The organism is Mesorhizobium sp. M0715, from assembly GCF_040320355.1.
In the GTDB taxonomy this organism is placed as follows: domain Bacteria; phylum Pseudomonadota; class Alphaproteobacteria; order Rhizobiales; family Rhizobiaceae; genus Mesorhizobium.
In genome coordinates this window covers 79,666-104,622 of sequence record NZ_JAMYPL010000009.1, presented here as the reverse complement: position 1 = coordinate 104,622, position 24,957 = coordinate 79,666, and the positions used below count along the sequence as shown (strand labels likewise).

General features: G+C 62.4%; 23 protein-coding genes. 4 read left to right on the top strand and 19 right to left on the bottom strand.

What is annotated here, in order from left to right; all coding sequences use genetic code 11:
* Positions 1-129 precede the first annotated feature (129 nt).
* Positions 130-1,314, top strand: coding sequence for an amino acid aminotransferase (locus NKI21_RS13695; protein WP_352441530.1), 1,185 nt, complete (start codon positions 130-132; stop codon positions 1,312-1,314).
* Positions 1,315-1,454: 140 nt separating this feature from the next.
* On the top strand, positions 1,455-2,279 hold the full coding sequence (mazG, locus tag NKI21_RS13690; RefSeq protein ID WP_023812023.1) for a nucleoside triphosphate pyrophosphohydrolase: 825 nt from the start codon (positions 1,455-1,457) through the stop codon (positions 2,277-2,279).
* A 6-nt stretch (positions 2,280-2,285) separates the two neighbouring features.
* On the opposite strand, the gene hflX is transcribed toward mazG, so the two are convergent.
* The 8 genes from hflX to dusB form a co-directional block, all read right to left on the bottom strand.
* Complete coding sequence (hflX, locus tag NKI21_RS13685) at positions 2,286-3,677, bottom strand: GTPase HflX (protein WP_352865934.1); 1,392 nt, start codon at positions 3,675-3,677, stop codon at positions 2,286-2,288.
* Positions 3,678-3,923, bottom strand: a complete 246-nt coding sequence (gene hfq / locus NKI21_RS13680) for an RNA chaperone Hfq (protein ID WP_006202172.1) — start codon at positions 3,921-3,923, stop codon at positions 3,678-3,680.
* 145 nt (positions 3,924-4,068) lie between these two features.
* Positions 4,069-4,932: a D-amino-acid transaminase gene (locus tag NKI21_RS13675; protein WP_023812025.1), complete on the bottom strand. Its 864-nt coding sequence runs from the start codon at positions 4,930-4,932 to the stop codon at positions 4,069-4,071.
* Positions 4,933-5,031: 99 nt separating this feature from the next.
* On the bottom strand, positions 5,032-6,393 hold the full coding sequence (gene ntrX, locus NKI21_RS13670; protein ID WP_023812026.1) for a nitrogen assimilation response regulator NtrX: 1,362 nt from the start codon (positions 6,391-6,393) through the stop codon (positions 5,032-5,034).
* Complete coding sequence (locus tag NKI21_RS13665; RefSeq protein WP_023812027.1) at positions 6,383-8,668, bottom strand: sensor histidine kinase NtrY-like; 2,286 nt, start codon at positions 8,666-8,668, stop codon at positions 6,383-6,385. Before NKI21_RS13665 ends, ntrX begins: the two co-directional genes overlap by 11 nt.
* A 129-nt stretch (positions 8,669-8,797) precedes the next feature.
* On the bottom strand, positions 8,798-10,258 hold the full coding sequence (gene ntrC / locus NKI21_RS13660) for a nitrogen regulation protein NR(I) (protein WP_023812028.1): 1,461 nt from the start codon (positions 10,256-10,258) through the stop codon (positions 8,798-8,800).
* Positions 10,255-11,397 carry a two-component system sensor histidine kinase NtrB gene (locus tag NKI21_RS13655; protein WP_023812029.1) on the bottom strand — a complete coding sequence of 381 codons (1,143 nt, stop codon included), beginning with the start codon at positions 11,395-11,397 and terminating at the stop codon, positions 10,255-10,257. The genes ntrC and NKI21_RS13655 overlap by 4 nt, the downstream gene beginning before the upstream one ends.
* The gene (gene dusB, locus NKI21_RS13650; protein ID WP_352611759.1) at positions 11,394-12,422 is read right to left on the bottom strand and encodes a tRNA dihydrouridine synthase DusB; all 1,029 of its coding nucleotides are present in this window, start codon (positions 12,420-12,422) and stop codon (positions 11,394-11,396) included. Before dusB ends, NKI21_RS13655 begins: the two co-directional genes overlap by 4 nt.
* Positions 12,423-12,685: 263 nt before the next feature.
* Here dusB and NKI21_RS13645 point away from each other — a divergent pair, with 263 nt between their 5' ends.
* Positions 12,686-13,915, top strand: a complete 1,230-nt coding sequence (locus tag NKI21_RS13645) for a bifunctional 2-C-methyl-D-erythritol 4-phosphate cytidylyltransferase/2-C-methyl-D-erythritol 2,4-cyclodiphosphate synthase (protein WP_352677847.1) — start codon at positions 12,686-12,688, stop codon at positions 13,913-13,915.
* Positions 13,912-14,394 carry a CinA family protein gene (locus NKI21_RS13640; RefSeq protein ID WP_352677849.1) on the top strand — a complete coding sequence of 161 codons (483 nt, stop codon included), beginning with the start codon at positions 13,912-13,914 and terminating at the stop codon, positions 14,392-14,394. The genes NKI21_RS13645 and NKI21_RS13640 overlap by 4 nt, the downstream gene beginning before the upstream one ends.
* Here NKI21_RS13640 and NKI21_RS13635 read toward each other — a convergent pair.
* The 11 genes from NKI21_RS13635 to eno all read right to left on the bottom strand — a co-directional run bounded on the left by NKI21_RS13635 (position 14,391) and on the right by eno (position 24,758).
* On the bottom strand, positions 14,391-14,855 hold the full coding sequence (locus NKI21_RS13635) for a type II toxin-antitoxin system RatA family toxin (RefSeq protein ID WP_352677851.1): 465 nt from the start codon (positions 14,853-14,855) through the stop codon (positions 14,391-14,393). The two genes, NKI21_RS13640 and NKI21_RS13635, sit on opposite strands and share 4 nt — an antisense overlap.
* 12 nt (positions 14,856-14,867) lie before the next feature.
* Entirely contained in the window at positions 14,868-15,833 is a 966-nt protein-coding gene (gene lipA / locus NKI21_RS13630) for a lipoyl synthase (RefSeq protein WP_023812035.1), read from the bottom strand.
* 137 nt (positions 15,834-15,970) lie between these two features.
* Entirely contained in the window at positions 15,971-16,228 is a 258-nt protein-coding gene (locus tag NKI21_RS13625) for a GlsB/YeaQ/YmgE family stress response membrane protein (protein ID WP_023812036.1), read from the bottom strand.
* 89 nt (positions 16,229-16,317) lie between these two features.
* Positions 16,318-17,763: a dihydrolipoyl dehydrogenase gene (gene lpdA / locus NKI21_RS13620; protein ID WP_023812037.1), complete on the bottom strand. Its 1,446-nt coding sequence runs from the start codon at positions 17,761-17,763 to the stop codon at positions 16,318-16,320.
* A 12-nt stretch (positions 17,764-17,775) separates the two neighbouring features.
* Positions 17,776-18,411 carry an SGNH/GDSL hydrolase family protein gene (locus tag NKI21_RS13615; protein ID WP_128304447.1) on the bottom strand — a complete coding sequence of 212 codons (636 nt, stop codon included), beginning with the start codon at positions 18,409-18,411 and terminating at the stop codon, positions 17,776-17,778.
* The gene (locus tag NKI21_RS13610; RefSeq protein ID WP_023812040.1) at positions 18,408-18,824 is read right to left on the bottom strand and encodes a hypothetical protein; all 417 of its coding nucleotides are present in this window, start codon (positions 18,822-18,824) and stop codon (positions 18,408-18,410) included. The genes NKI21_RS13615 and NKI21_RS13610 overlap by 4 nt, the downstream gene beginning before the upstream one ends.
* A gap of 13 nt (positions 18,825-18,837) precedes the next feature.
* Positions 18,838-20,220: a pyruvate dehydrogenase complex dihydrolipoamide acetyltransferase gene (locus tag NKI21_RS13605; RefSeq protein WP_352795552.1), complete on the bottom strand. Its 1,383-nt coding sequence runs from the start codon at positions 20,218-20,220 to the stop codon at positions 18,838-18,840.
* Between the two features lie 18 nt (positions 20,221-20,238).
* A complete protein-coding gene (locus tag NKI21_RS13600) occupies positions 20,239-21,642 on the bottom strand; it encodes a pyruvate dehydrogenase complex E1 component subunit beta (protein WP_023812041.1) in 1,404 nt (467 codons plus the stop codon).
* Between the two features lie 15 nt (positions 21,643-21,657).
* Positions 21,658-22,695: a pyruvate dehydrogenase (acetyl-transferring) E1 component subunit alpha gene (gene pdhA / locus NKI21_RS13595; protein ID WP_023812042.1), complete on the bottom strand. Its 1,038-nt coding sequence runs from the start codon at positions 22,693-22,695 to the stop codon at positions 21,658-21,660.
* A gap of 194 nt (positions 22,696-22,889) precedes the next feature.
* Positions 22,890-23,213: an FtsB family cell division protein gene (locus NKI21_RS13590; protein WP_023812043.1), complete on the bottom strand. Its 324-nt coding sequence runs from the start codon at positions 23,211-23,213 to the stop codon at positions 22,890-22,892.
* Between the two features lie 270 nt (positions 23,214-23,483).
* Positions 23,484-24,758: a phosphopyruvate hydratase gene (gene eno / locus NKI21_RS13585; RefSeq protein WP_023812044.1), complete on the bottom strand. Its 1,275-nt coding sequence runs from the start codon at positions 24,756-24,758 to the stop codon at positions 23,484-23,486.
* Positions 24,759-24,957 lie beyond the last annotated feature (199 nt).

Below are 24,957 nucleotides of genomic sequence, written 5' to 3'. Positions count from 1 at the left end.
CGTCCACATCACAGGAGCGTGCAGAGCAGGCTTCCCAGCACCCCCGTCTAGGGCTGGATCACCCAGCTAAAACCGCTGGCGAAACGTGACCGATTTGCGTATCACTCCGCCGCCATTGGAGCCGTATCGATGTTTGAAGCCCTGCAGCCCGCCCCCGCCGACAAGATCCTGGCCCTGATCGGCCTTTATCGCGCCGATCCGCGCCCCGACAAGGTCGACCTCGGCGTCGGCGTCTACAAGGATCGCGACGGCAAGACGCCGGTCATGCGCGCCGTGCGCGAAGCCGAAAAGCGGCTATTGGAGGGTCAGGACACCAAGACCTATCTCGGCCTTGCCGGCGATACCGGCTTCAACACAGTGATGGCCAGGCTCGCCTTCGGTCCAGGCGCTGACATGACACGCATCCGCGCCGCACAGGCGCCCGGCGGTTCCGGCGCGCTGCGGCTGGTGGCGGAACTGCTGAAGCGGACGCGCTCGGATGCAACCATCTGGCTATCGGATCCGACTTGGCCGAACCACATGCCGGTGATGCGCGCCGCCGGCCTGCAGATCCGCGAGTACCCCTATTTCGATGCCGCCTCGGGCGCCGTTCGTTTCGACGACATGCTGGTGGCCCTGCGGACCGCAAAGAGCGGCGACGCCGTGTTGCTGCATGGCTGCTGCCACAACCCGACCGGCGCCAATCTGGATGCGGCACAGTGGGCAGCCGTTACCGATCTGGTCGTCGAGCGCGAGCTGCTGCCCTTCGTCGACATCGCTTATCAGGGCTTTGGCGATGGCCTCGAGGCCGATGCCCTCGGCTTGCGCCTGCTGGCGGCGAAAGTTCCGGAGATGGTGGTGGCGTCGAGCTGCTCGAAGAATTTTGCTGTCTACCGCGACCGCGTCGGCGCGGCGATGATCCTGGCCAGGGACGGCGCACAGGCGGATGTGGCGATGAGCCAGATGCTGTCGGCGGCGCGCGCCATGTATTCGATGCCGCCGGACCATGGTGCGGCGGTCGTGCGCATCGTGCTCGAAGACGCCACCTTGCGCGCCGACTGGGAAGCCGAGCTCGAAGAGATGCGGCTGCGCATGCTCAGGCTTCGGGTGCAATTCGCCGAAGCGTTGCGCCGGCAGTCCAATTCCGACCGCTTCGACTTCGTCGCCAGCCATCGCGGCATGTTCTCCCGCCTTGGCCTCACGGAAGCACAGGTCGAGCGGTTGCGTGCCGAGCACGGCATTTACATGGTCGGCGACAGCCGCATCAATGTCGCCGGCCTGCCCGAGGATGGCATGGACGAACTCGCCAAGGCGATCGTTTCGGTTCTTGATTGACGCGGCTCATCTGTGGACAAGGCTCCCGCGCCGGCTGACAGCGTTGGCCGCGCGGCCGGTCGCGGGATAGCATCCGATAGACTGTTTTGACGCAATTCCGGACAGAAAACCGTTTCACACTTTTCCTGGAATAGCTCTAGATGACGCCATCGAAAGACATTTCGCGCCTGATCGAGATCATGGCGGCGCTGCGGGCGCCGAAGACTGGCTGCCCCTGGGACATCGAACAGGATTTCTCGACCATTGCGCCCTATACGATCGAGGAAGCCTATGAGGTGGCGGACGCCATCGCGCGCGGCGACCTCGACGATCTGCGCGACGAGCTCGGCGATCTTCTGCTGCAGGTCGTCTACCACGCGCAAATGGCCGAGGAAGCCGGTGAATTCGCCTTCTCTGACGTGGTGCAAGCCATCACGACGAAGATGATCCGCCGCCATCCGCATGTCTTCGGTGACGAGAAAGCCCGCAGCGCCGGCATGGCCAAGGGCATGTGGGAAAAGATCAAGGCCGAAGAGAAGGCTGAGAAGCGAAGCGCTCGCCTCGCCCGCGGTCTCGATCCCGAAGACAACGGCAAGGGGTTTTTGGACAGCGTGCCGGTCGCCCTGCCCGCGCTGACCCGGGCACTGAAACTTCAGGAGAAAGCCGCCCGCGTCGGCTTCGACTGGAGCGAGGCAGCGCCCATCCTCGACAAGATCGAGGAAGAGATCGGCGAGTTGCGCGAGGCACTGGCCAAAGGCGACACCGCCTCGATCAAAGACGAGTTCGGCGACATGCTGTTTGCCGTCGTCAATCTCGGCCGTCATCTCAAGCTCGATTCCGAAGCAGCGCTGAGCGGCACCAACGAAAAATTCCGCTCGCGTTTCCATTATGTCGAACAGGCACTGGGAAAAGCCGGCAACACGCTGGACAAGGCTGATCTGGCCGAGATGGAAGCGCTCTGGCAGGAAGCAAAGACCGCGAAGTAAGTTACATTAGCCGTTGTTTTTACGACGCAATCTGCTTTCGATCTCTTCGCGGGCGCTTTGCGTGGCCTTGAGCGAGATGGTGGCGCTGCCGTCATCATTGTCGCTTCGCGAAACGACATCGCCATTGCGGTAAAGCCAGTCGACAAGGCCGAACTGTGCCGGCTCGATCGTCACGGTGAGGTCTTCGAGTTCGCCCGCCATCCGCGTTTCGATGATCGCCTTCAGCGCATCGATGCCCTCGCCGGTCACCGCCGACACCGCGATCGGCGGCGCCTTGTTGGCATCGGCGCCGTCGGCAAGCAGCCGGGTCCGGTTGCCTTCGTCGAGCCGGTCGATCTTGTTCCACACTTCGATCACCCGCTTGGCGTCGCCGGCGTCAACACCGAGGTCGGCCAGGATACGCTCGACATCTTCGGCCTGGGCGGCCGTGTCCGGATCCGAAATGTCGCGCAGATGAAGCACGAGATCGGCCTCGACTACCTCTTCCAGGGTGGCGCGGAAAGCCGCGATCAGATGCGTCGGCAGGTCCGAGATGAAACCGACAGTGTCGGAGAGGATGATCGGCGTGCCATGTGGCAGGCGCACGCGGCGCAGCGTCGGATCGAGCGTAGCGAACAGCATGTCCTGCGCCAGCACGTCTGCTCCGGTCAGCCGGTTGAACAGCGTCGACTTGCCGGCGTTGGTATAGCCGACGATCGCCACCACCGGGAACGGCACCTTCCTGCGCTTGGCGCGGTGCAGGTCGCGCGTGCGCCGCACCGTTTCCAGCTCCTGCTTCAGCTTGATGATCTTTTCCTGCAACTGCCGCCGGTCGGATTCGATCTGCGTTTCGCCGGGGCCCCCGAGAAAGCCGGCGCCACCGCGCTGGCGCTCCAGATGGGTCCAACTGCGCACGAGGCGGCCCTTCTGGTAGTTGAGATGGGCGAGCTCGACCTGCAGCGTGCCTTCCTTGGTGCGCGCGCGCTCGCCGAAGATCTCGAGGATCAGCCCGGTGCGGTCCAGCACCTTGGCGTTCAGCTCCTTCTCCAGATTGCGTTGCTGCACCGGGGTCAGCGGATGGTCGACGACGACCACCTCCGCGTGTCCCTCTTTGACGATTTCGGCGAATTCGGCGACCTTGCCGCTGCCGAGCAACGTCGCCGGGCGCGGATCGTTGATGGTAACCACCGCAGTGTGGACCAGGTCGAGGTTGATGGCGCGGGCAAGGCCAACTGCCTCGTCATGACGAGCATCAGCCGAACGCATCAACCGAGGACGGTTGGTCTCGTCGTCGTTGCGCTGGTGGCGGGTAAGGACGGGCACAATGACAACGGCCCGGGTCGGGCCCTTGGCTTCCGTCCCGGGATGATGTGTTGGTTTTCCGCGACCGGTGGCGTCCGCGTCTTTCTCACGTGCCAATCAGGCGCCCTGGCTTTCCTCGCCATCGAACATCTGAACCGGCTGGCTCGGCATGATCGTGGAAATGGCGTGCTTGTAGACGAGTTGGGAGTGACCGTCGCGGCGCAGCAGGACACAGAAATTGTCGAACGAAGTGACCACGCCGGTCAGCTTCACGCCGTTGATGAGGAAGATGGTGAGCGGGTTCTTGCTCTTGCGAACTGAATTCAGGAACAGGTCCTGAAGGTTTTGCGATCGTTCCGCCATTGTTCTTGTCTTTCGCCGATCCCCTTCGGTTTGCAAGCCAATGCGCCAAATTAACGGGCGCATGTCAAGCTCGCAAACACCGTCTTGTCGTCAGTAACGACAAGCAGAACGAGATATATTGATGTTCATTCCACCTGTGCGGTTATCAGGCTGGACTTTTTTCCGCAATGTCAAAAAAGGCCTGCCGCAAGGAAAGTGTTATTGAGCCGGGGTGCCCGTTGGCGACCGTATCGCCGTCGATGCTCACCACCGGCATGGCGATTGTCGTTGCGGAGCTGATGAACGCCTCGCGTGCCGCCTTGGCCTCGGCGACGGAAAAGCCGCGCTCCTCGATCTTCAGGCCAAGCTTGGCCGCCACTTCGAACATGGTCGTGCGGGTGATGCCGCGCAAGATGCCGTGCTCGGCCGGCCTGGTGACCAGGACGCCGTCCCGGGTGACGATCCAGGCATTGGACGAGCCGCCTTCTTTTACGTTGCCTTCATCGTCGACGAACCAGGCTTCCTGCGCACCGGCTTCCTTGGCCTTCTGCTTGGCCAATACATTGGGCAGCAGCCCGACGGTCTTGATGTCGACGCGGTCCCAGCGGTTCTCCGGCACGGTGATGACCGCGATGCCGGTCTCGGCTCGCTTCGCTCCAGCCGCTGCGTCGGCCTTCCTGGCGGTGACTACCAGGGCCGGCTTCGTGTCGGCGGAAGGGAAGGCGAAGTCGCGGCTGGCCACGCCGCGCGTCACCTGCACGTAGACCAGGCCATTGGCGACCTGGTTGCGATTGACCACCTCGCGCAGAATGAGTGGCAGCACGCGGGAGGTGACCGGCCAGGCGATCGACAATTCGGTCAGCGAGCGGTTCAGCCGGGACAGATGGCGCGGCATGTCGACGATGAAACCACGCGCCACCTCGCAGACCTCATAGACACCGTCGGCGAACTGATAGCCACGGTCCTCGATATGGACGGCGGCATCGGCGTGCGTGACATAGCGCCCGTTGACATAGGCAATGCGCGGCATGGGCAACCTCTAGATATTCTCGGGGCTTTCTTATGCGATTCCACCGCCGCCGTAACCGGCAAATGCTCGGCCCGGGCGCGGCGGCTGGATATGTCGCGCTCAGACGCCCAGCGACTTCAGCTTGCGATGCAGAGCGGAGCGCTCCATGCCGATGAACTCGGCGGTCTTCGAGATGTTGCCGCCGAACCGGTTGATCTGGGCGATCAGGTAATCCTTCTCGAACTGCTCACGCGCTTCGCGCAACGGCAGCGCCATGATGTGCTGGTCGGATTGATTCGGCGTGCGCGGCATGACATCGCCGATCTCGGCCGGCAACAGGTCGGCGGTGATCGGCGCATCGACGTCGTCGCCGCGCGCAAGGATCATCAGGCGCTCGACATTGTTGCGCAGCTGGCGAACGTTGCCCGGCCAGTTGTGCGCCTGCAGCACGGCCAGCGCGTCGTCGCCGATGCGGCGCGGCTTGATGCCGGCCTGGCGGGCGATCTGCTTCATGAAATTATCGACGAGGTAGGGAATATCCTCGCGCCGCTCGGCCAATCCCGGCACGATGACCGGAACCACCGCGAGGCGATGGTAAAGATCCTCGCGAAAACGCCCGTCGGCAATCATCGCTTCGAGGTTCTGCGAGGTCGAGGAGATGATGCGGACATCGACCTTGACCCGCTTGGTTCCCCCTACCCGCTCGAACTGCTGCTCGACCAGCACGCGCAGGATCTTGTTCTGCGTCTCGCGCGGCATGTCGGCCACCTCGTCGATGTAGAGGATACCGCGATGGGCCTCCTCCAGCGCCCCGACCTTGCGCTCGACGCCATTCGATTCGGTGCCGAACAGCTCGATCTCCATGCGCTCGGGCGTGATGTTGGCGGCGCTCAGCGTCACGAAAGGTGCGCTCTTGCGCGCCGACAGCGTGTGGATGGCGCGCGCGGCCAGTTCCTTGCCCGAGCCAGACGGTCCGATGATCATCACGCGGCTGTTGGTCGGCGCGACGCGTTCGATGGTCTGGCGCAACTGGCTCATCGCCGACGACATGCCGATCAGATCGAAGGTTTCGCCGCTGCGCAGCTTGAGGTCGGAAACCTCGCGCCGCAATTTCGAGGTCTCCAGCGCACGCTCGGCAATAAGGATCAGCCTGTCGGCCTTGAACGGCTTTTCGATGAAGTCATAGGCGCCGCGACGGATGGCGGAGACCGCCGTTTCGATGTTGCCGTGGCCGGAAATCATCACCACCGGCAAGGTCGGATGCATGGTCTTGATCTCGTCGAGCAGCGCCAGCCCGTCCAGGCGCGAGCCCTGCAGCCAGATATCGAGGAAAATCAGCCGCGGCGCGCGATCAGCTATAGCAGCGAGCGCGCTGTCGGCATCGAATGCCGTGCGGGTTTCGTGACCTTCGTCGCTCAGTATGCCCGCGACGAGTTCACGGATGTCTTCCTCGTCATCGACGATGAGAATATCAGACGCCATTACCGACCTTTTCAGTTTCTCTTTCGTTTTCCGCCCTGCTTTCGCCGCGCGGAGCCGTTGCGGCCGCAGGCGGCAGGATGATGCTGATCATCGCGCCGCGCCCATCGTGGAAGTCCGCTGGAGCATCGTGTAGTTCCAGCCTGCCGCCATGGTCCTCCACGATCTTCTTGACGATAGCGAGGCCAAGTCCGGTGCCCTTCTCGCGTGTGGTCATGTAGGGCTCGAGCAGCCGTTGGCGATTCTCGCGCGGCAGGCCTTTGCCATTGTCGATGACGTCGATTCGAATCGCACCATTCTGGCGCCCGGCTTGAATCCGGATTATGCCGTGCGAACCGTCCTTCTGTTCCAATCCGTCGATGGCCTCGGCGGCGTTCTTGATCACATTGCCGAAAGCCTGCGCCATCAAGCGGCTGTCGAAAGTGCCCTTTAGCGGCTCCGTGCCGAAAATCCGCTCGAAAGTGATGTCGGCGCGGCTGACCTCGACCAGGAACGAGGCCTCACGCAGCGATTCGCGCAGATCTATCGCCTTCATCTCGGGCTTTGGCATGCGCGCGAACGCCGAGAATTCGTCCACCATACGGCCGATATCCTCAACCTGACGGATGATGGTGTCGGTGCATTGGTCGAAAACCTCGCGGTCCTCGGTAATCACCTTGCCGTAACGGCGCTTGATACGTTCGGCCGAGAGCTGGATCGGCGTCAGCGGGTTCTTGATCTCGTGGGCGATACGCCGCGCCACGTCCGCCCAGGCCGACGAGCGCTGCGCCTGAACCAGGTCGGTGATGTCGTCGACCGTCACCACATAGGATTTTTCCTCCGAGCCGTCGTCGCCGGCCTCGATCGTGATCTGCACGTTGAAGGTCCGCTCGGCACCGGCGCGGTAAAAGGTCACCTGCTCACGATAGACGGGTTTGCCGGACTTGCGGCCGATCTCGAAGACGCGGCCGACATGCGGCAGCACGGCGGAAAGATTCTGCCCAAGGGCTGCGCTGGCCGAAATCGCCAGCATCGCCTCGGCCGAGCGGTTGACGATGGTGACGATGCCGTAGGGATCGACGCCGATGACGCCGGCGGTAACGCCGGCAAGCACGGCTTCCGAGAAGCGGCGCCTCTCATCGATCAGGTCCTTGGCGGACAGGATCTCATTGCGCTGCGATTTCAGTTCGAGAAGCATCTTGTTGAACGTATCGCCGAGCGACGCGACATCGCCGTCCGAAGGCCTGACGGGAACCGCGACGTCGAGATTGCCGGTCGCGACCTCGTCGGCGGCGCCGATGAGCTGGCGAATGGGCCGCACCAGACGGTCGGCGACCGCAATGCCGGTCCAGATCGCGGACAGGATAATGATGAGCGTCAACGACAGATAGGGCAGCGCGAAGGCCACCTGAGAGGTACGGCGGTTATCTTCCAGCCCCCGATATTCGTCGGTGTTGGACCTGACGATCTGCCTTGCCTTGATCACTTCGGGGTCGACGAGCCGAATGGTGTAGAGGTAGAGTCCTTCGATCTCCCGCAGCTTGACGATGGCACCCATGATGTTGCGCGTTTTCGGTTCGATCAGCACCGGCTTGCCGTCGGTAGCGCTGGCCACCGCGCCTTCCGGCGGCTCGGGCATGGCGAAATCCGTATCGGTCTTGGCGCTCATGACGAAAGAGCCGTCCGGCTTGATCAGCGCCGCATGGGCCAGCGAACGGCCCACGGCTTCCTTGTTCATCAGGTCGAGAAAGCCGGTACGATCAAGGCCGTAGAGCGTGCGCGACGCATCGAGATCATAGGCCATGGACAGCGTCGTGCCCTGGAGGTTGCGGGCATTTTCCTGGACATAGGCGTCGGCGATCGACAGCGATGAATTGACGATCGTCTTGGTGCGGATCTCGAACCAGCGGTCGAGGCCGATGTCGAGCGTGATCGACGCGATGATGGCCACCATGATGGCTGGAATGGCGGCAACCAGGGCGAACATGGCGACAATGCGCACATGCAGCCGCGAAGCGGCCTTGCCATGCCGGCGCGCCATCAGGATGCGGTGCACCTCACGCCCGACCAGCGCGATAAGAAACAGGACGAAAGCCGTGTTGAGGGCAATCAACGCCAGCGTAGTCGACTCGTTCGGTGTGATCGGCGTGGCGCCAACGAGGATGGCGAACGAGATCGCCGCCGTCATCAGCGCGCCGACGACCGCGATCACGCCTGGCAGCGCAAGCAGCCGGCGCCCGTCACGAGCGCCGGGTTCGCTGAAAAGCGGTTGGTTTGTTGTCGGTGCCTGCGGAGCCATGTCGCCGTCTAGAGCCATGATTGCGTCGGATGTATGCAACGCATTGTGGCGATTATGCAACAAGTGTGACCGAGACGGAAATCTTTCGCGAGCCGATCCCCTGAAAAGAGCGCGGGCTCAGATCAAGGCTCAGCCCTGCCGCGATGATTTGTAGACGTTGACGCCGAGCTCGCGAATCTTCTTGCGCAGCGTGTTGCGGTTCAAGCCCAGCAGTTCCGCAGCCTTGATCTGGTTGCCACGCGTTGCCGTCATCGAGGCCAGGACAAGCGGAAACTCGACCTCGGACAGGATGCGCTGATAGAGCCCGGCAGGAGGCAAGTCGCCGGCAAACGACGCGAAATAGCGCTGCAGGAAATGCTCGACCGCCTGGCCAATCGACAAATCGTCGGGAATGAGGTTACCGCCTCCCGGCACTACGGGGCGCTCGCCGGTCTTCAGCTCGGCCTCGATGATCTCGGCGGAAATTTCGTCCTGCGAATAGAGCGCGGCAAGCCTGCGAACCAGGTTTTCCAGTTCGCGAACATTGCCTGGCCACGGATAGCGCTTCATCAACTCGATGCCGCCGGAAGAAATGCGCTTGGTCTGTAGGCCTTCCATTTCGCCGAGCTTGAAGAAGTGGCGGACGAGGTCCGGCACGTCCTCGGAGCGCTCGCGCAGCGCTGGCAGCCGGAGCGGCACGACATTGAGGCGATAGAAAAGATCCTCGCGGAAAAGCCCCTGGTTGATCAGCGTGCGCAGATCCTTGTTGGTGGCGGCGACGATGCGCACGTCGGTCTTGATCGGCGTGCGTCCGCCAACCGTCGTGTATTCGCCCTGTTGGAGCACGCGCAGCAGCCGCGTCTGCGCCTCCATCGGCATGTCGCCGATTTCGTCGAGGAACAGCGTGCCGCCTTCAGCCTGCTCGAAGCGCCCGGTCGAGCGATTCTGTGCGCCGGTGAAGGCACCCTTCTCGTGACCGAACAGTTCCGATTCGATCAGGTCGCGCGGGATCGCCGCCATATTGATGGCGACGAAGGGGCCGCCGCGGCGGCGGCCATATTCATGCAGCGCGCGCGCCACCAGCTCCTTGCCGGTACCGGATTCGCCCGAGATCATCACCGTCAGGTCGGTCTGCATCATGCGCGCCAGCATGCGGTAGATGTCCTGCATGGCGGCCGAGCGGCCGACCAGCGGCATTGCATCGGGCTGCTCTTCCGGCCGCGCGTCGATCTTCGGCCGACGCGGCTCGGAAAGCGCGCGGTTGACGATGTTGAGCAGTTCGGTCAGGTCGAACGGCTTAGGCAGATATTCATAGGCGCCGGTTTCGGAGGCGCGGATCGCCGTCATGAAGGTGTTCTGAGCGCTCATGACGATGACCGGCAGCTCCGGCCTCGCCTTCTTGATGCGCGGCAGCATGTCGAAGGCGTTCTCGTCCGGCATGACCACATCGGTGATGACAAGGTCGCCCTCGCCCGCCGCCACCCAGCGCCACAAAGTCGAAGCATTGGAGGTGACGCGCACCTCGTGGCCGGCGCGCGAAAGCGCCTGGTTGAGGACGGTACGGATCGCCGCGTCGTCGTCGGCGACGAGAATATTGCCGCGAACGGTCATTTGCGGTCTCCTTCACCGTCATCATCGGCGCCGTTTGGCGCTTCTTTCCAGGCCGGCATCAGGATGCGGAATGTGGTGCCGCGCGGCGTCGATTCGCATTCGATGATGCCGCCATGCTCGCCGACGATCTTGGCGACCAGCGCAAGACCCAACCCGGAGCCGTTCGGCTTGGTGGTGATGAACGGGTCGAACAGGATCGGCAAGATGTCTTCCGAAACGCCGGAGCCGTTGTCGCGCACGCAGAATTCCAGCGGCAGCGACACGCGGTCCTGCGTGCCCGGAACGGAAACACGGATGCCTGGCCGGAAGGCGGTCGACAGCACGATCTCGCCCTGCGGGTCGCTGCCGATCGCCTCGGCGGCGTTCTTGACCAAGTTGAGGAACACCTGGATCAACTGGTCGCGGTTGGCAAACACCGGAGGCAACGAAGGATCGTAATCCTCCAATATCTTGATTCTCTTGGCAAAACCGTTCTTGGCAATCGCCTTCACATGGTCGAGAACGACATGGATGTTGACGGGGTAGCGGTCGATCGGCCGCTCGTCGGAAAATACCTCCATGCGATCGACCAGCGACACGATGCGGTCGGTCTCGTCGGTGATCAGCCGCGTCAGCGCGCGGTCTTCGTCGGAAGCCGACAGTTCGAGCAACTGGGCAGCGCCGCGGATGCCTGAGAGCGGGTTCTTGATCTCATGGGCAAGCATCGCCGCCAGACCGGTGACCGAACGTGCCGCGCCCCGATGCGTCATCTGCCGGTCAATCTTGTCGGCCATCGACCGTTCCTGGAACATAACCACCACCGAGCCCGGAAATTCCGGTACCGGCGCGACATAGAGATCGACGACCTTCTCGATGCCGAGCCGCGGCGACGACACGTCGACGCGGTACTCGTTGACCGGAGCCCGGCGCTCGCGCACCTGGTCGACCAGTGTCAGCAGCGGGCTGCCGAAGGGAATGAGTTTTGACAGCGTGTTGCGGGCGAGCATGGTCGCGCTCGAGCGAAAAAAGTCTTCCGCATCGGCGTTGGCGAACGTGATGAACCCCTCCTCGCTGATCATGATCACCGGGCGGCGGATGGTGTTGAGCACGATTTGGGCGGCATCCGCCATTTCGGCGCCCTGGCCGGCGGCGGCGTTCATGCGGCGCTCCGCAGGTTCAAGGGTTGCGGATCGCGCGAAAACACATCGCGCAGCAAGGCAATAACGCGCGCGGGCTCGAATGCGGTCAGTATAGCCTTTCGGCTGTCGTCGGCGACGCCGCCGGCATGCCGATCAAGATACCAGCCAAGATGCTTGCGCGCCTGGCGCAGGCCGCTTTCGGCGCCGTAGAGCGCCAGCATGTCCTCATAGTGGGCCACGATGTAGTCGGCGACCGCGGTCGAGTCCCGTGGCATGTTTGGCGTCGCCTCGCCGGTCGCCGCGGCCGCAATGCCGCCTGCGATCCAGGGCGCGCCATAATGGGCACGGCCGATCATCACGGCGTCGGCACCCGATTGATCGAGAATGTCGGCCGCTTCCGCCGGCGAAGAGACGTCACCATTGGCGACGACCGGGATGGACACGGCTTCCTTGACGCGGGCGATGGCGCGCCAGTCGGCCTTGCCCTGGTAGAACTGGCAGCGCGTGCGGCCGTGCACGGTCACCATGCTGACACCGGCCTGCTCGGCGCGGCGCGCGAGCATCGGCGCGTTGAGCGCGCCTTCGTCCCAGCCAAGCCGCATCTTGACCGTCACTGGCACCTCGACCGCGCCGACAACGGCGTCGATCAGCGACAGTGCGTGGTCGAGATCCAGCATCAATGCCGAACCCGCATAACCGCCGGTAACCTTCTTGGCCGGGCAGCCCATGTTGATGTCGATAATGTCGGCCCCCTCACCGGCTGCGATTCTGGCACCTTCGGCCATGTGCATCGCCTCACGGCCTGCAAGCTGAACCATATGGACGGGCAGGCCGGAGTGGCGTATGCGCAGGTTGAAACCGGCCCTGCCCTTGGCGAGCTCTCCGCTGGCAACCATTTCGGACACGACCAGGCCTGCTCCATGCGCGTGGGCACGCTGCCGGAACGGCTCGTCCGTAATCCCCGACATTGGTGCGAGGAACACGCGATTGCGGAGTCTCACACCGCCGACATCAAGCGGCCCTGCCAATTTGGTCAAGTCAGGCAATTTGGTCAAGTTAACCATGCACAAAAACCAAGCATCTTCATTCGTTGCACATTCTCTAGCCAGAACCGGCGCAATGTGCAACGCGGAATGACGCCACATTTAGGCGCAATTGGGAAAAATGCTGGCCTTCGGCTTTGGCCGCGACCAAAGCGCCGCGCGTCCCTCAGGACGCGCAAAGGACGCTTTGGAATTTCATACTTAGCGCACGATCTTTCCGAAAACCGATTACACTTTTCGGGATCGTGCGCTAGGACCAAACGGGCATGACTGACGCAAGTGAAAATCACGTTTCGGATGCGGATGGCAAGGTCGCGGTGGTGATCGTTGCGGCCGGCCGTGGTGCGCGCGCCGGACAGGCCAACGGACCGAAGCAATATCAACACATTGGCGGCTTTGCCGTCATTGCACACACGCTGGACATTTTTCTGGCCCACCCGCGGACCAGCGAGATCGTCGTCGCCATTCATGCCGATGACCACGAGCTGTTCCGGCAGGCGGCGGGCGCCAATGTAGAGCGCGTCACCGCCATCATGGGCGGGGCGACGAGGCAGGAATCCGTCCGGCTCGGCCTGCTTGCCCTTAGAGGCCACGCGCCGGCGCAGGTTCTGATCCACGACGCCGTCCGCCCGTTTGTCGATGCGGACCTGATAGATCGCACCATCGCCGCCATCGGCGAGCGCGAGGGCGCGTTGCCCGCTTTGCCCGTCGCCGACACGCTGAAGCGCGAATCGGCCTCCGGCGTGGTTGGCGAAACCGTATCGCGCAGCGGGCTTCACGCGGCGCAAACGCCACAAGGCTTTCCGTTCTGGCCCATTCTTGCCGCGCACGAGAAAGCCCATCATCTGGGAAAAATGGATTTTACCGACGATGCCGCGATCGCCGAATGGGCGCATATTCCGGTCAAGATCGTTCCGGGCTCGCCGGACAATGTCAAACTCACCTGGGCACGGGATATTGCGATGGCGGACCAGCGGCTTTCCGGCGAACGCGTGCGCTTTCCCGACATCCGTACCGGCAATGGCTACGACGTCCACGCCTTCGAACCGGGAGACCATGTCACGCTGTGTGGCGTCGCCATAGCGCACGACAAGAAACTGTCCGGCCATTCCGACGCCGATGTCGGCCTGCACGCCTTGACCGATGCGCTGCTGGCGACTTGCGGCGCTGGCGACATCGGCACGCATTTCCCGCCGTCCGACCCGCAGTGGAAAGGCGCTGCGTCGCGCATATTCGTCGAGCATGCGGCAAGGCTGGTGCGCGCGCGCGGCGGCCGCATCGCCAATGCCGACATCACGCTGATCTGCGAAGCGCCGCGCGTCGGGCCGCATCGCGAGGCCATGACCGCAGCCCTTTCTCAGATGCTGGCGATTACGCCGGATCGCATCTCGATCAAGGCCACAACCAATGAGAAGCTCGGCTTTGTCGGGCGCGAGGAAGGCATAGCGGCGATTGCCACCGCCAGCGTGGTGTTTCCCGGCGAGGTGCCGGAATGAGCAACAACGAGCTGGCAAATGCGCTGCTGCAAGCCTGCCAGAAGCGCGGCATCATGCTGGCAACGGCGGAAAGCTGCACCGGCGGCATGATCATCGCCGCGCTCACCGACATCGCCGGTTCCTCGGCCGTGGTCGATCGCGGCTTCATCACCTATTCCAACGAGGCCAAGATGGACATGCTCGGTGTCTCCGCCGCCACGCTTGAGGCGCACGGCGCGGTTTCGCGCGAGACGGCGATCGAGATGGCAACAGGCGCGCTTGTCCGTTCGCGCGCCGGGCTGACCCTGGCGGTCACCGGCATTGCCGGGCCTGGCGGCGGTTCGGCGGGAAAACCGGTCGGCCTGGTCTGGTTCGGGGTTGCGCTGGACGGCCGACCGATTGTCGCCGAGCACCAGCTCTTTGCAGACAAAGGCCGCGATTTCATTCGTCGCGAAACGGTCCGGCAAGCGCTGGAACTGGGCCTGCAAGCACTCGGCTAACCTTGGGCCCGAGGTGCTGCACCGTAGATGACGTCGGCGCGCTTCTCAAAGGCTTCGGCGAACATGCGGAAGGCGCGATCGAACATGGTCCCCATGACCGCGCCCAGAATACGACTCTTGAACTCGTAGTCGATGAAGAAGCGGACGGCGCAACCGGCGCCGTCGGGTTCGAAACGCCAGACATTGCTCAAATATTTGAACGGCCCGTCGATGTACTTCACGTCGATGGTGTTCTCGGCGGGCTTCAGCAGCACCTGCGTCGTGAAGGTTTCACGGATCGCCTTGTAACCAATGCTCATGTCGGCAAGCAGAACCGTGCGCCCGTCACGCTCCTTGCGCGAGCGAACCGTCAGCGCTTCGCAAAGCGGCAGGAATTGCGGATAGGATTCAACATCGGCGACCAAAGCGAACATCTGCTCGGGTGTATGGGATACGCGTCGGATGGCTTCGAATTTTGGCATGAAACCAGCGGATTAAGCTGATTTCTTGAGAATCGCTTCCCGTGCCGCACGCAGCTTGGCGAAATCGTCGCCGGCGTGATGCGACGAACGCGTCAGCGGGCTAGACGCCACCAGCAGGAAACCCTTGGTCCGGCCGATCGTCTCAAAGGATTTGAACTCCTCCGGCGTGACGAAGCGGATCACCGGATGGTGCTTCTTCGACGGTTGCAGGTACTGGCCGATGGTCATGAAATCGACATTGGCGGACCGCAGATCGTCCATCAGCTGCAGGATTTCATTCCGTTCCTCGCCCAGCCCCACCATGATGCCGGACTTGGTGAAGATTGACGGATCAAGCTCCTTGACCCGCTGCAACAGCCGGATCGAATGGAAATAGCGGGCGCCCGGACGAACCGTCAGATAGTTCGACGGTACGGTTTCGAGATTGTGGTTGAAGACGTCGGGCTTGGCGGCCACGACGATCTCCAGCGCGCCGTCCTTGCGCAGGAAGTCGGGCGTCAGGATTTCGATCGTCGTCGAAGGCGTCGCGGCCCGGATGGCGCGGATGACCTCGGCGAAATGCTGCGCACCGCCATCGGAGAGATCGTCGCGGTCGACCGAGGTGATGACCACATGGGTAAGGCCCATCTGCTTGACCGCATGCGCGACGCGGGCCGGTTCATCCGGGTCAAGCGCTGTTGGAATGCCCGTGGCGACGTTGCAGAAGGCGCAGGCGCGGGTGCAGATCTCGCCCATGATCATGAAGGTGGCGTGCTTCTTTTCCCAGCATTCGCCGATGTTAGGGCAGCCGGCCTCTTCGCAGACCGTCACCAGCTTGTGCGATTTGACGATTTCGCGCGTTTCGGCATAGCCCTTCGACACCGGCGCCTTGACGCGGATCCAGTCGGGCTTGCGCAGCACGTCCTGATCAGGCTTGTGCGCCTTTTCCGGATGCCGCAAGCGCGGGGCGTTGGCGATCGTATCGAGGACAGTGACCATCGGGAAACCTGGTTCATTCGCGACGCCAGTCAGGCGTTCGCTGTCATAACGTCATCTAAGACTTTTCAACGCAAAGAAAAAGGCCGCCACGGCGCATGCCGCAACAGCCTTTTTCGCATAGCAACTCTTCAGTGATGCTAACGGCGCACCAGACGCCCGGCCCAGATCAGCAGGCAGGCACCGATAAAGCCGGTGATCAGATAGGCAATCCAGCCGACGCCGAACGGGCCAAAATTGAGAGCCTGCAGAATGGCGTTCAGCACGACCGCGCCGACGATGCCCATGACGATGTTCATGAAGATGCCGGTGTTGCTCTTCATGAACATTTCGGCGAACCAGCCTGCCAGGCCGCCGATGATGATGGCTGCTATCCAGCCGACGCCATTCAGGTGCATATGCCTTCTCCTTGTGGGATACGTGAAAACGCATTCGCAAACGAAGTACCTTGCCGCCGGGTTCCATCTGTAGCAGCGCTTTCAATCTATCAGGCGTTGAGCGCGCGGCCATAGGCGTCGAGCACGCTTTCCTTCATCATCTCCGACAGCGTCGGGTGCGGGAAGATGGTGTGCATCAGCTCTTCCTCGGTCGTCTCCAGGTTCATCGCCACGACAAAACCCTGGATCAGTTCGGTCACTTCGGCACCGACCATGTGGGCGCCGAGCAATTGACCGGTCTTCTTGTCGAAGATGGTCTTGATGAAACCCTGATCCTCACCGAGCGCAATCGCCTTGCCATTGGCGGCGAACTGGAAGCGCCCGACCCGGATGTCCTTGCCCTCGGCCTTGGCCTTGGCTTCCGTCAGCCCAACCGAGGCGACCTGCGGATTGCAGTAGGTGCAGCCCGGAATCTTCAGCTTGTCGGTGGCATGCCCGCCAGGAAAATCTGCGATCTTCTCGATGCACACGACCCCCTCATGTTCGGCCTTGTGAGCGAGCATCGGCGGGCCGGCGACATCGCCGATGGCGTAGATGCCCGGCACGTTGGTCTTGCCGTAACCATCGATGACGACGCAGCCACGCTCCGTCTTCACGCCAAGCGCCTCGAGTCCGAGGCCCTCGATGTTGCCCTGGACGCCGACGGCCGAGATCATCCGATCGGCGGTGATCTTCTCGACCTTGCCGTCCTTCATCTCGACATGCGCGGTGACCGAGTTGGCACCCTTCTCGACCTTGGTCACCTTGGCTTCGAGGATGATCTTCATGCCTTGCTTCTCGAACTGCTTCTGCGCGAATTTCGAGACTTCGGCATCCTCGACCGGCATCACCGCAGGCAGCAGCTCGACCACCGTCACTTCGGCGCCCATGGTGCGGTAGAAGGAGGCGAATTCGATGCCGATGGCGCCCGACCCCATGACCAGCAGCGACTTCGGCATCTCCTTCGGCACCATGGCTTCAAAATAAGTCCAGATCAGCTTGCCGTCCGGCTCGATACCGGGCAGTGCGCGCGGCCGGGCGCCGGTCGCCAGGATGATGTGCTTGGCGGTATAGGTGCCTTCGCCTTTGACGCCTTTCGGCACTGGCGGCTGCGGCTCCATCGGCTTCTTGGCCGTCTTCGACACGACGATCTCGCCCGGCTTCGAAAGCTTGGCCTCGCCCCAGATGACGTCGACCTTGTTCTTCTTCATGAGGAAGGCAACGCCGCCATTGAGCCGCAGCGACACCTTGCGCGAGCGGTCGACCACGGCTGACGCATCGACGCTGACCTTGCCGTCGAGCTTCAGCCCGTAATCCTTCAGGTGGTCCGAATAGTGCATGATCTCGGCCGAGCGCAGCAGCGCCTTGGTCGGGATGCAGCCCCAGTTGAGGCAGATACCGCCGAGATGCTCGCGCTCGACGATCGCCGTCTTGAAGCCGAGTTGCGCGGAACGCACCGCGGTGACATAGCCGCCAGGGCCGGAGCCGATGATGATGACGTCGTAGTTCTCAGCCACGGTTTTTCTCCTTCACAATTCCAGCATGACGCGCACGACGGGTGCCAGCGCCTTGCCGATGTTTCGCGTGTTTTCGGCATCGAGATGGACGCCGTCGAGCGGGGTGGTTTGCGCCACGCTGCCGGCGTCGAAGAAGCCGCAGCCGGCCTCATCGGCAAGAGCGGCATAGAGCGGCGCCAACCGCGTCGAAGCCTCGTCACCGCCGGCGAACATCTCCTTGAATTCGGCATTGTCTGTACGGCTGACCACAGGCGGCGAAACGATCAGGATCTGCGGCGCCGGCCAGTCGAACGGATAGTCGTGACCGCGCACGATGTCGATCAGCCGCTGGATGCCCTGCTTGGCCGCGACGGGATTGCCGTGGATCCACGGCTTCATGTCGTTGGCGCCGAGCATGATGACAATCAGGTCGATCGGCGCATGGGTCGTCAGGACGGTTGGTAGCAGTTTTGCACCGTTGCGGTCCGCACCGGCCAGATGATCGTCGAAGGCCGTGGTGCGGCCGTTGAGGCCATCGGCAATCACTTGCACGTCGGCGCCTAACGCTGCCTGCAGCACGCTCGGCCAGCGGTCTTCCAGCGCATGGCGGCCACCTTCGGCATTGTAGCCCCAGGTCAGCGAGTCGCCGTAACAAAGAACCGTCTTCATGCGCCCACCTGTGCGTTAATCGAGCCGCGCCTCAACCGCCAGCGCACGAACAGCCAGTGAACCAGCACAGTGGCCAGGTTCGGCAAAACCAGGCCGGCGACGATCGGCAGGTCACCTTCCCACTGGCGCTTATCGACCGGCTGAGAGAACGTCCAACCGATCAGGCCGAGCCCGATCAGCACGAACAGGACAATTGCGCAGAGGCCCAGCCAGTTGATGATCGACGGTGCGTTCGAAAAAAGCTGCGCGATGAAAAACACGATCGTCGCGACAATGGTGACAAGCACCGACGTCATGAACACCAGAATGTATTCTTCCTGCGCATGGGTTGCGACCGCCAGCTGTTGAGCAACCAAGCCGCCTGCCAATCCTGACAGGAAAAACGCCATAAGGGAGGTGAAGAAGATCCGCACCGCCCTCTCCGTCCTAAACCAGCATGCTCATCGGGTTCTCGATCAGGCGCTTGAAGGCGACCAGCAGTTCGGCACCCAGCGCGCCGTCGACGGCGCGATGGTCGGTCGACAGCGTCACCGACATCACGGTGGCGATTTTGATCTCGCCGTTCTTGACCACCGCCCGCTCCTCACCCGCACCGACGGCAAGGATCGTCGCATGCGGCGGGTTGATGACGGCGGCAAAGTCCTTGATGCCGAACATGCCGAGGTTGGACACCGCCGTGGTGCCGCCCTGATACTCTTCCGGCTTCAGCTTGCGGCTGCGCGCCCGGCTGGCCAGATCCTTCATCTCGTTGGAGATGGTGGACAGCGTCTTTTCGTCGGCATGCCGAATGATCGGTGTGATCAGGCCGCCCGGGATCGACACGGCGACGCCGACATCGGCATGCTTGTGCTTGACCATGGCGCTTTCGGTCCATGAGGCATTGGCATCCGGCACCGCCTTCAGCGCCATCGCCATCGCCTTGATGACCATGTCGTTGACCGACAGCTTGTAGGCGGGCGCATCGCCTTTGTCGGTCTTCTTTACCGGGGCTGCGGCGTTAATCTGCGTGCGCAATGCGAGGAGTGCATCGAGCTCGCAGTCGAGCGTCAGGTAGAAATGCGGGATGGTGGTCTTGGCCTCGACCAGGCGGCGCGCAATGGTCTTGCGCATATTGTCATGCGGGACGAGATCGTAGGAGCCAGCCTCGAACAGCTTCAGCACCTGATCGTCGGACATCGCCTTCACAGCAGGAGCAGTTGCCGGAGCCCCGGCGGGTGCTGCCTTGGCGGCAGGCTTGGCGCCGCCACCGGCAATCGCGGCGTCGATATCTGCCTTGACGACGCGGCCATGCGGGCCGGTGCCGGTCACGGCAGACACATCGACGCCGGCTTCCCTGGCGATGCGACGTGCGAGCGGCGAGGCGAAGGTGCGCTCGCCGGCCGCATGACCATTGGCAACTGGAGCCGCCTCTGCCTTGGGTGCGGTCGCGACCGGTTCCGCCTTTGATGCTTCCGCCTTTGATGCTTCCGCCTTTGGTGCGTCAGCCTTGGGCTCCTCCGCTTTCGGCGCCTCGGCTTTCGCTGGTGCGGCACCGCCACCGCTTTTCGCGACGGCGCCTGCATCCTCGCCCTCTCCGGCGAGCACGGCGATCAGCGCATTGACCTTGACGCCCTCGGTGCCGGCGGGAACGACGAGCTTTGCAACCGTGCCCTCATCGACAGCTTCGACTTCCATCGTCGCCTTGTCGGTCTCGATCTCGGCAATGACATCGCCCGGCGAAACCTTGTCGCCTTCCTTGACGAGCCACTTGGACAGATTGCCCTCTTCCATCGTGGGCGACAGGGCCGGCATGGTGATGTTGATTGGCATTTTGTCCTCCCGCCCGGTTCAGCGATACGTGACGGCTTTGACCGCCTCGATGACTTCGCCGACATTCGGCAACGCCAGCTTCTCGAGGTTGGCCGCATAAGGCATCGGCACATCCTTGCCGGCGATGGTGATGACCGGCGCGTCCAGAAAGTCGAAGGCGCGCTGCGACACCTGGTTGGCGATATGGTCGCCGACCGAGTTCTGCGGATAACCTTCCTCCACCACCACCAGGCGGTTGGTCTTCTTGACCGAGGCGATGATGGTGTCGAGATCGAGCGGCCGGATCGTGCGCAAGTCGATGATCTCGGCATCGATGCCAAGGCCACGCAGTTCCGCTTCAGCCTTGACCGCATAGGTCATGCCGATGCCGAAGGAGACGATGGTGACATCCTTGCCTGATTTATGGATGCGCGCCTTGCCGATCGGCAACACGAAATCGTCCAGCTTCGGCACGTCGAAGGACTGACCGTAAAGGATTTCATTCTCGAGGAAGATGATTGGGTTCGGATCGCGGATCGCTGCCTTCAGCAAGCCCTTGGCGTCAGCGGCGGTGTAGGGCATCACCACTTTCAGGCCCGGAATGTGGCTGTACCAGGCGGCATAGCACTGCGAGTGCTGGGCAGCGACGCGTGCGGCGGCACCGTTCGGTCCACGGAACACGATCGGCGCGCCCATCTGGCCGCCGGACATATAGAGCGTCTTGGCGGCCGAGTTGATGATCTGGTCGATCGCCTGCATGGCGAAGTTGAAGGTCATGAACTCGACGATCGGCTTCAGGCCGGCCATCGCCGCACCCACGCCAACGCCGGCAAAGCCATGCTCGGTGATCGGCGTATCGACGACGCGCCGCGGCCCGAATTCCTGCAGCAGGCCCTGCGTGATCTTGTAGGCGCCCTGGTATTCGGCAACCTCCTCGCCCATGACGAAGACATCGCCGTCGCGGCGCATTTCCTCGGCCATCGCATCGCGCAGCGCTTCGCGCACCGTGGTGGAGACCATCTCCGTGCCGGCCGGAATGTCCGGATCGGCGGCGATCTCCGTCTTCGGGGCGGCAGCCACCGGTGCGGCGGCCGGCTTTGTGGCCTCCGCCTTGTCCTCTGCTGCGGCCGGAGCCTCTGCCTTTGCAGGTGCTTCCGCCTTGGCGGGCGCCGCAGACTTGCCGATATCCCCGGCACTTTCGCCGTCCTGCAGCAGCACGGCGATCGGTGTGTTGACCTTGACGCCTTCGGTACCGGCGGCGATCAGGATCTTGCCCAGCGTGCCTTCGTCAACAGCTTCGACTTCCATCGTCGCCTTGTCGGTCTCGATCTCGGCGATAACGTCGCCGGCGACGACCTTGTCGCCCTCGTTCTTCAACCACTTGGAAAGATTGCCCTCTTCCATGGTCGGCGAGAGAGCGGGCATGAGAATTTCGATCGGCATGTCCTTGCCCTCCCGTTACAATACGATATCGGTCCAGAGCTCGGACGGATCCGGCTCCGCGTCGTTCTGGGCAAATTCGGCGGCGTCGGCGACGATGTCGCGGACCTCCTTGTCGATGGTCTTGAGCTCGTCCTCGGTCGCCCACTTCTTTTCCATCAGCCGTGCCTTGACCTGCTCGATCGGGTCATGGTCCGAGCGCATCTTCTGCACTTCTTCCTTGGAGCGGTATTTTGCCGGATCGGACATCGAGTGACCGCGGTAGCGGTAGGTCTGCATTTCGAGAATGATCGGCCCGTTGCCGGCGCGGCACCATTCGGTCGCCTGGTCGGCGGCAGCCTTGACAGCGCGCACGTCCATGCCGTCGACCTGGATGCCCGGGATCTTGAACGAGGCACCACGATGCGAAAAGTTGGTTTCCGCCGAAGAGCGCGACACCGAGGTGCCCATCGCATAGCGGTTGTTCTCGATGATGTAGATCACCGGCAGCTTCCACAGCGAGGCCATGTTGAAGCTTTCATAGACCTGGCCCTGGTTGGCCGCGCCGTCGCCGAAATAGGTCAGCGAGACATTGTTGTTGTCGCGGTAGCGGTTGGCAAAGGCGAGACCAGTACCAAGAGACACCTGCGCACCGACGATGCCGTGGCCGCCGTAAAAGTGCTTTTCCTTGGAGAACATGTGCATGGAGCCGCCCTTGCCCCGGGACAAGCCGCCCCGACGCCCGGTCAGCTCGGCCATGACGCCGCGCGGCGACAGCTCCATCGCCAGCATGTGGCCGTGGTCGCGATAGGCGGTGATCATCTGATCGCCGTCGATCAGCGCCATCTTCATGCCGGTGACGACCGCTTCCTGGCCGATATAGAGGTGACAGAAGCCGCCGATGAAACCCATGCCGTAAAGCTGGCCGGCCTTTTCCTCGAAACGACGGATGAGCAGCATGTGCCGGTAGGCGGCAAGCTCTTCATCCTTGGTGAACTCGGCGGGCTTGGGGGCGGAAAGCCCCGATTTGCCGTCGGATTTGGATTTGGCAGGCGCTTTTCTGGCTGCGGTGGCCATGCATCACTCCCTGTTGGCGTCTCTTCGTGGACATTAGAGCAGGATGAAATCTGCTCTGGGGAGATCAGCTCCTCCCCACCGATTTTAGGGAGGCTAACACGCGTCAAAGCGTTGCGCCATGCCGAATTTGCATAGCTGGCATGCGCCTAAGCAATTAAAATCGTTGAAAATATTGGCGATTAACTGGAAATCAGTTATTTCACCGAGGTCGGCAACATAATGGTGATTTCATCGGCTTGGGACAGATTGAGCGCCTTGCGTGCCTGCTCATCGAGCATGTCCTTCTCGAGCGTGCCTTCATGCATCAGCCGAACGCGGCGCTCGAGTTCCATGCGGCGCGCCTTGATCGCATCGAGCTGGCCTTGCAGCGCAACCGTCTGGGCTTCCAGCTGATATTTCGAATAGATGCCGAATTCGCCGTGATAGGCATGAAAGCCGAAATAGGCCAGGAACACCACGCAAAGCGAGGGAATGATCAGCCGGCCGGTGTTTCTCTGCTTGTGCTGACGCGTCCACATCGCCCGGTTCCTCTAGAGCGTGATGCCGAAATGTGTGAAGCGGTTTTCGGACGACAACATGCTCTATCTCTTTGATTTAGAGTCGGATTCAGACTTCAGGTCGAACAGACCTGAAATCATCCGGCTCTAGCCCGCGAACTCAGGCGGCTCACGATCTTTTTCGCCCGATTGTGCTTAACGGACGGTTACAGGTGACCGGTTTGGCGAACCGAAATGAAAAAAGGCGGGAATGCTCCCGCCCTTTCATCCGATATCCGAGTGTTTTCCGGATCAGCCCTTGATCACCGACTTGCCGGCATAGCTTGCCTGCTTGCCGAGTTCTTCCTCGATGCGGATCAGCTGGTTGTACTTGGCCATGCGGTCGGAGCGCGACAGCGAGCCGGTCTTGATCTGTCCGCAATTGGTGGCAACCGCGAGATCGGCGATGGTCGAATCCTCGGTTTCGCCCGAGCGGTGCGACATGACGGCGGTGTAGCCGGCCTTGTGCGCGGTCTCGACGGCGTCGAGCGTTTCCGTCAACGAGCCGATCTGGTTGACCTTGACCAGGATCGAATTGGCAACGCCCATGCGGATGCCGTCGCGTAGCCGCGCCGTGTTGGTGACGAACAAATCGTCGCCGACCAGCTGCGTCTTCTTGCCGATCAGGTCGGTCAGGTACTTCCAGCCTTCCCAATCGTCCTCGGCCAAGCCGTCCTCGATCGAGATGATCGGATAGTCGGCGGCAAGCTTGGCCAGGTATTTGGCCTGGGCCTTGGGATCGCGCGTCTTCTTCTCGCCCTCATAGACGTAGTTGCCGTCCTTGAAGAACTCGGTCGCGGCGCAATCGAGGCCGAGCGCGATCTCGTCGCCCGGCTTGAAGCCGGCCTGCTCGATCGATTCCATGATGAAATCGAGCGCCACCGGGGCGCTTTTCAGGTTCGGGGCAAAGCCGCCCTCGTCGCCGACATTGGTGTTGTGGCCGGCATCCTTCAGCTTCTTGCGCAGCGTATGGAAGATTTCCGAACCCCAGCGTACACCTTCGCGCAGCGTCGGCGCGCCGATCGGCAGGATCATGAATTCCTGGAAGTCGATCGGGTTGTCGGCATGCGCGCCACCATTGATGATGTTCATCATCGGTACCGGCAGGAGATGCGCCTTGGTGCCACCGACATAACGGTACAGCGGCAGGCCGGCAGCATCGGCGGCCGCCTTGGCCACCGCCAGCGACACGCCGAGAATGGCGTTGGCGCCAAGCCGGCTCTTGTTGGGCGTGCCGTCAAGCTCGATCATGGTCTGGTCGATATGGATCTGGTTTTCGGCTTCCATGCCGCCAATCGCCTCGAACAGTTCGCCGTTCACCGCTTCGACGGCCCTGAGCACACCCTTGCCGAGATAGCGGGCACCGCCGTCGCGCAGTTCGACGGCCTCGTGGGCGCCGGTCGAAGCACCCGATGGCACCGCCGCGCGGCCCATTGAGCCATCTTCGAGAATGACATCGACCTCGACGGTCGGATTTCCACGGCTGTCCAGGATTTCACGCCCGACAATGTCGATGATGGCGGTCATTTGCGATGTCCTCGATTGATCTGAAGAATGCCGCACGTCTTAGCCAAAGTGCTGCAAAAGGCAATCGGCCGGCTGGCAATTATTGCCGCGGCATCAGCCTCCGAACGATTCACGAAGCGCAAATCGCTGTCATCATAAGTCATGTACGGCAGGCCGGCTTGTGGCTATGGTGCGGGGGCGCGGGGCGAAACAGGAGGAG

What these genes read in the sequence shown, in the direction of transcription:
- NKI21_RS13695 (WP_352441530.1), top strand. Translation starts at nt 130, where the DNA reads ATGTTTGAAGCCCTGCAGCCCGCCCCCGCCGACAAGATCCTGGCCCTG.
- mazG (WP_023812023.1), top strand. Translation starts at nt 1,455, where the DNA reads ATGACGCCATCGAAAGACATTTCGCGCCTGATCGAGATCATGGCGGCG.
- hfq (WP_006202172.1), bottom strand. Translation starts at nt 3,923, where the DNA reads ATGGCGGAACGATCGCAAAACCTTCAGGACCTGTTCCTGAATTCAGTT.
- NKI21_RS13675 (WP_023812025.1), bottom strand. Translation starts at nt 4,932, where the DNA reads ATGCCGCGCATTGCCTATGTCAACGGGCGCTATGTCACGCACGCCGAT.
- ntrX (WP_023812026.1), bottom strand. Translation starts at nt 6,393, where the DNA reads ATGGCGTCTGATATTCTCATCGTCGATGACGAGGAAGACATCCGTGAA.
- NKI21_RS13665 (WP_023812027.1), bottom strand. Translation starts at nt 8,668, where the DNA reads ATGGCTCCGCAGGCACCGACAACAAACCAACCGCTTTTCAGCGAACCC.
- ntrC (WP_023812028.1), bottom strand. Translation starts at nt 10,258, where the DNA reads ATGACCGTTCGCGGCAATATTCTCGTCGCCGACGACGACGCGGCGATC.
- NKI21_RS13655 (WP_023812029.1), bottom strand. Translation starts at nt 11,397, where the DNA reads ATGAACGCCGCCGCCGGCCAGGGCGCCGAAATGGCGGATGCCGCCCAA.
- NKI21_RS13645 (WP_352677847.1), top strand. Translation starts at nt 12,686, where the DNA reads ATGACTGACGCAAGTGAAAATCACGTTTCGGATGCGGATGGCAAGGTC.
- NKI21_RS13640 (WP_352677849.1), top strand. Translation starts at nt 13,912, where the DNA reads ATGAGCAACAACGAGCTGGCAAATGCGCTGCTGCAAGCCTGCCAGAAG.
- NKI21_RS13635 (WP_352677851.1), bottom strand. Translation starts at nt 14,855, where the DNA reads ATGCCAAAATTCGAAGCCATCCGACGCGTATCCCATACACCCGAGCAG.
- lipA (WP_023812035.1), bottom strand. Translation starts at nt 15,833, where the DNA reads ATGGTCACTGTCCTCGATACGATCGCCAACGCCCCGCGCTTGCGGCAT.
- NKI21_RS13625 (WP_023812036.1), bottom strand. Translation starts at nt 16,228, where the DNA reads ATGCACCTGAATGGCGTCGGCTGGATAGCAGCCATCATCATCGGCGGC.
- NKI21_RS13615 (WP_128304447.1), bottom strand. Translation starts at nt 18,411, where the DNA reads ATGAAGACGGTTCTTTGTTACGGCGACTCGCTGACCTGGGGCTACAAT.
- NKI21_RS13605 (WP_352795552.1), bottom strand. Translation starts at nt 20,220, where the DNA reads ATGCCAATCAACATCACCATGCCGGCCCTGTCGCCCACGATGGAAGAG.
- NKI21_RS13600 (WP_023812041.1), bottom strand. Translation starts at nt 21,642, where the DNA reads ATGCCGATCGAAATTCTCATGCCCGCTCTCTCGCCGACCATGGAAGAG.
- pdhA (WP_023812042.1), bottom strand. Translation starts at nt 22,695, where the DNA reads ATGGCCACCGCAGCCAGAAAAGCGCCTGCCAAATCCAAATCCGACGGC.
- NKI21_RS13590 (WP_023812043.1), bottom strand. Translation starts at nt 23,213, where the DNA reads ATGTGGACGCGTCAGCACAAGCAGAGAAACACCGGCCGGCTGATCATT.
- eno (WP_023812044.1), bottom strand. Translation starts at nt 24,758, where the DNA reads ATGACCGCCATCATCGACATTGTCGGGCGTGAAATCCTGGACAGCCGT.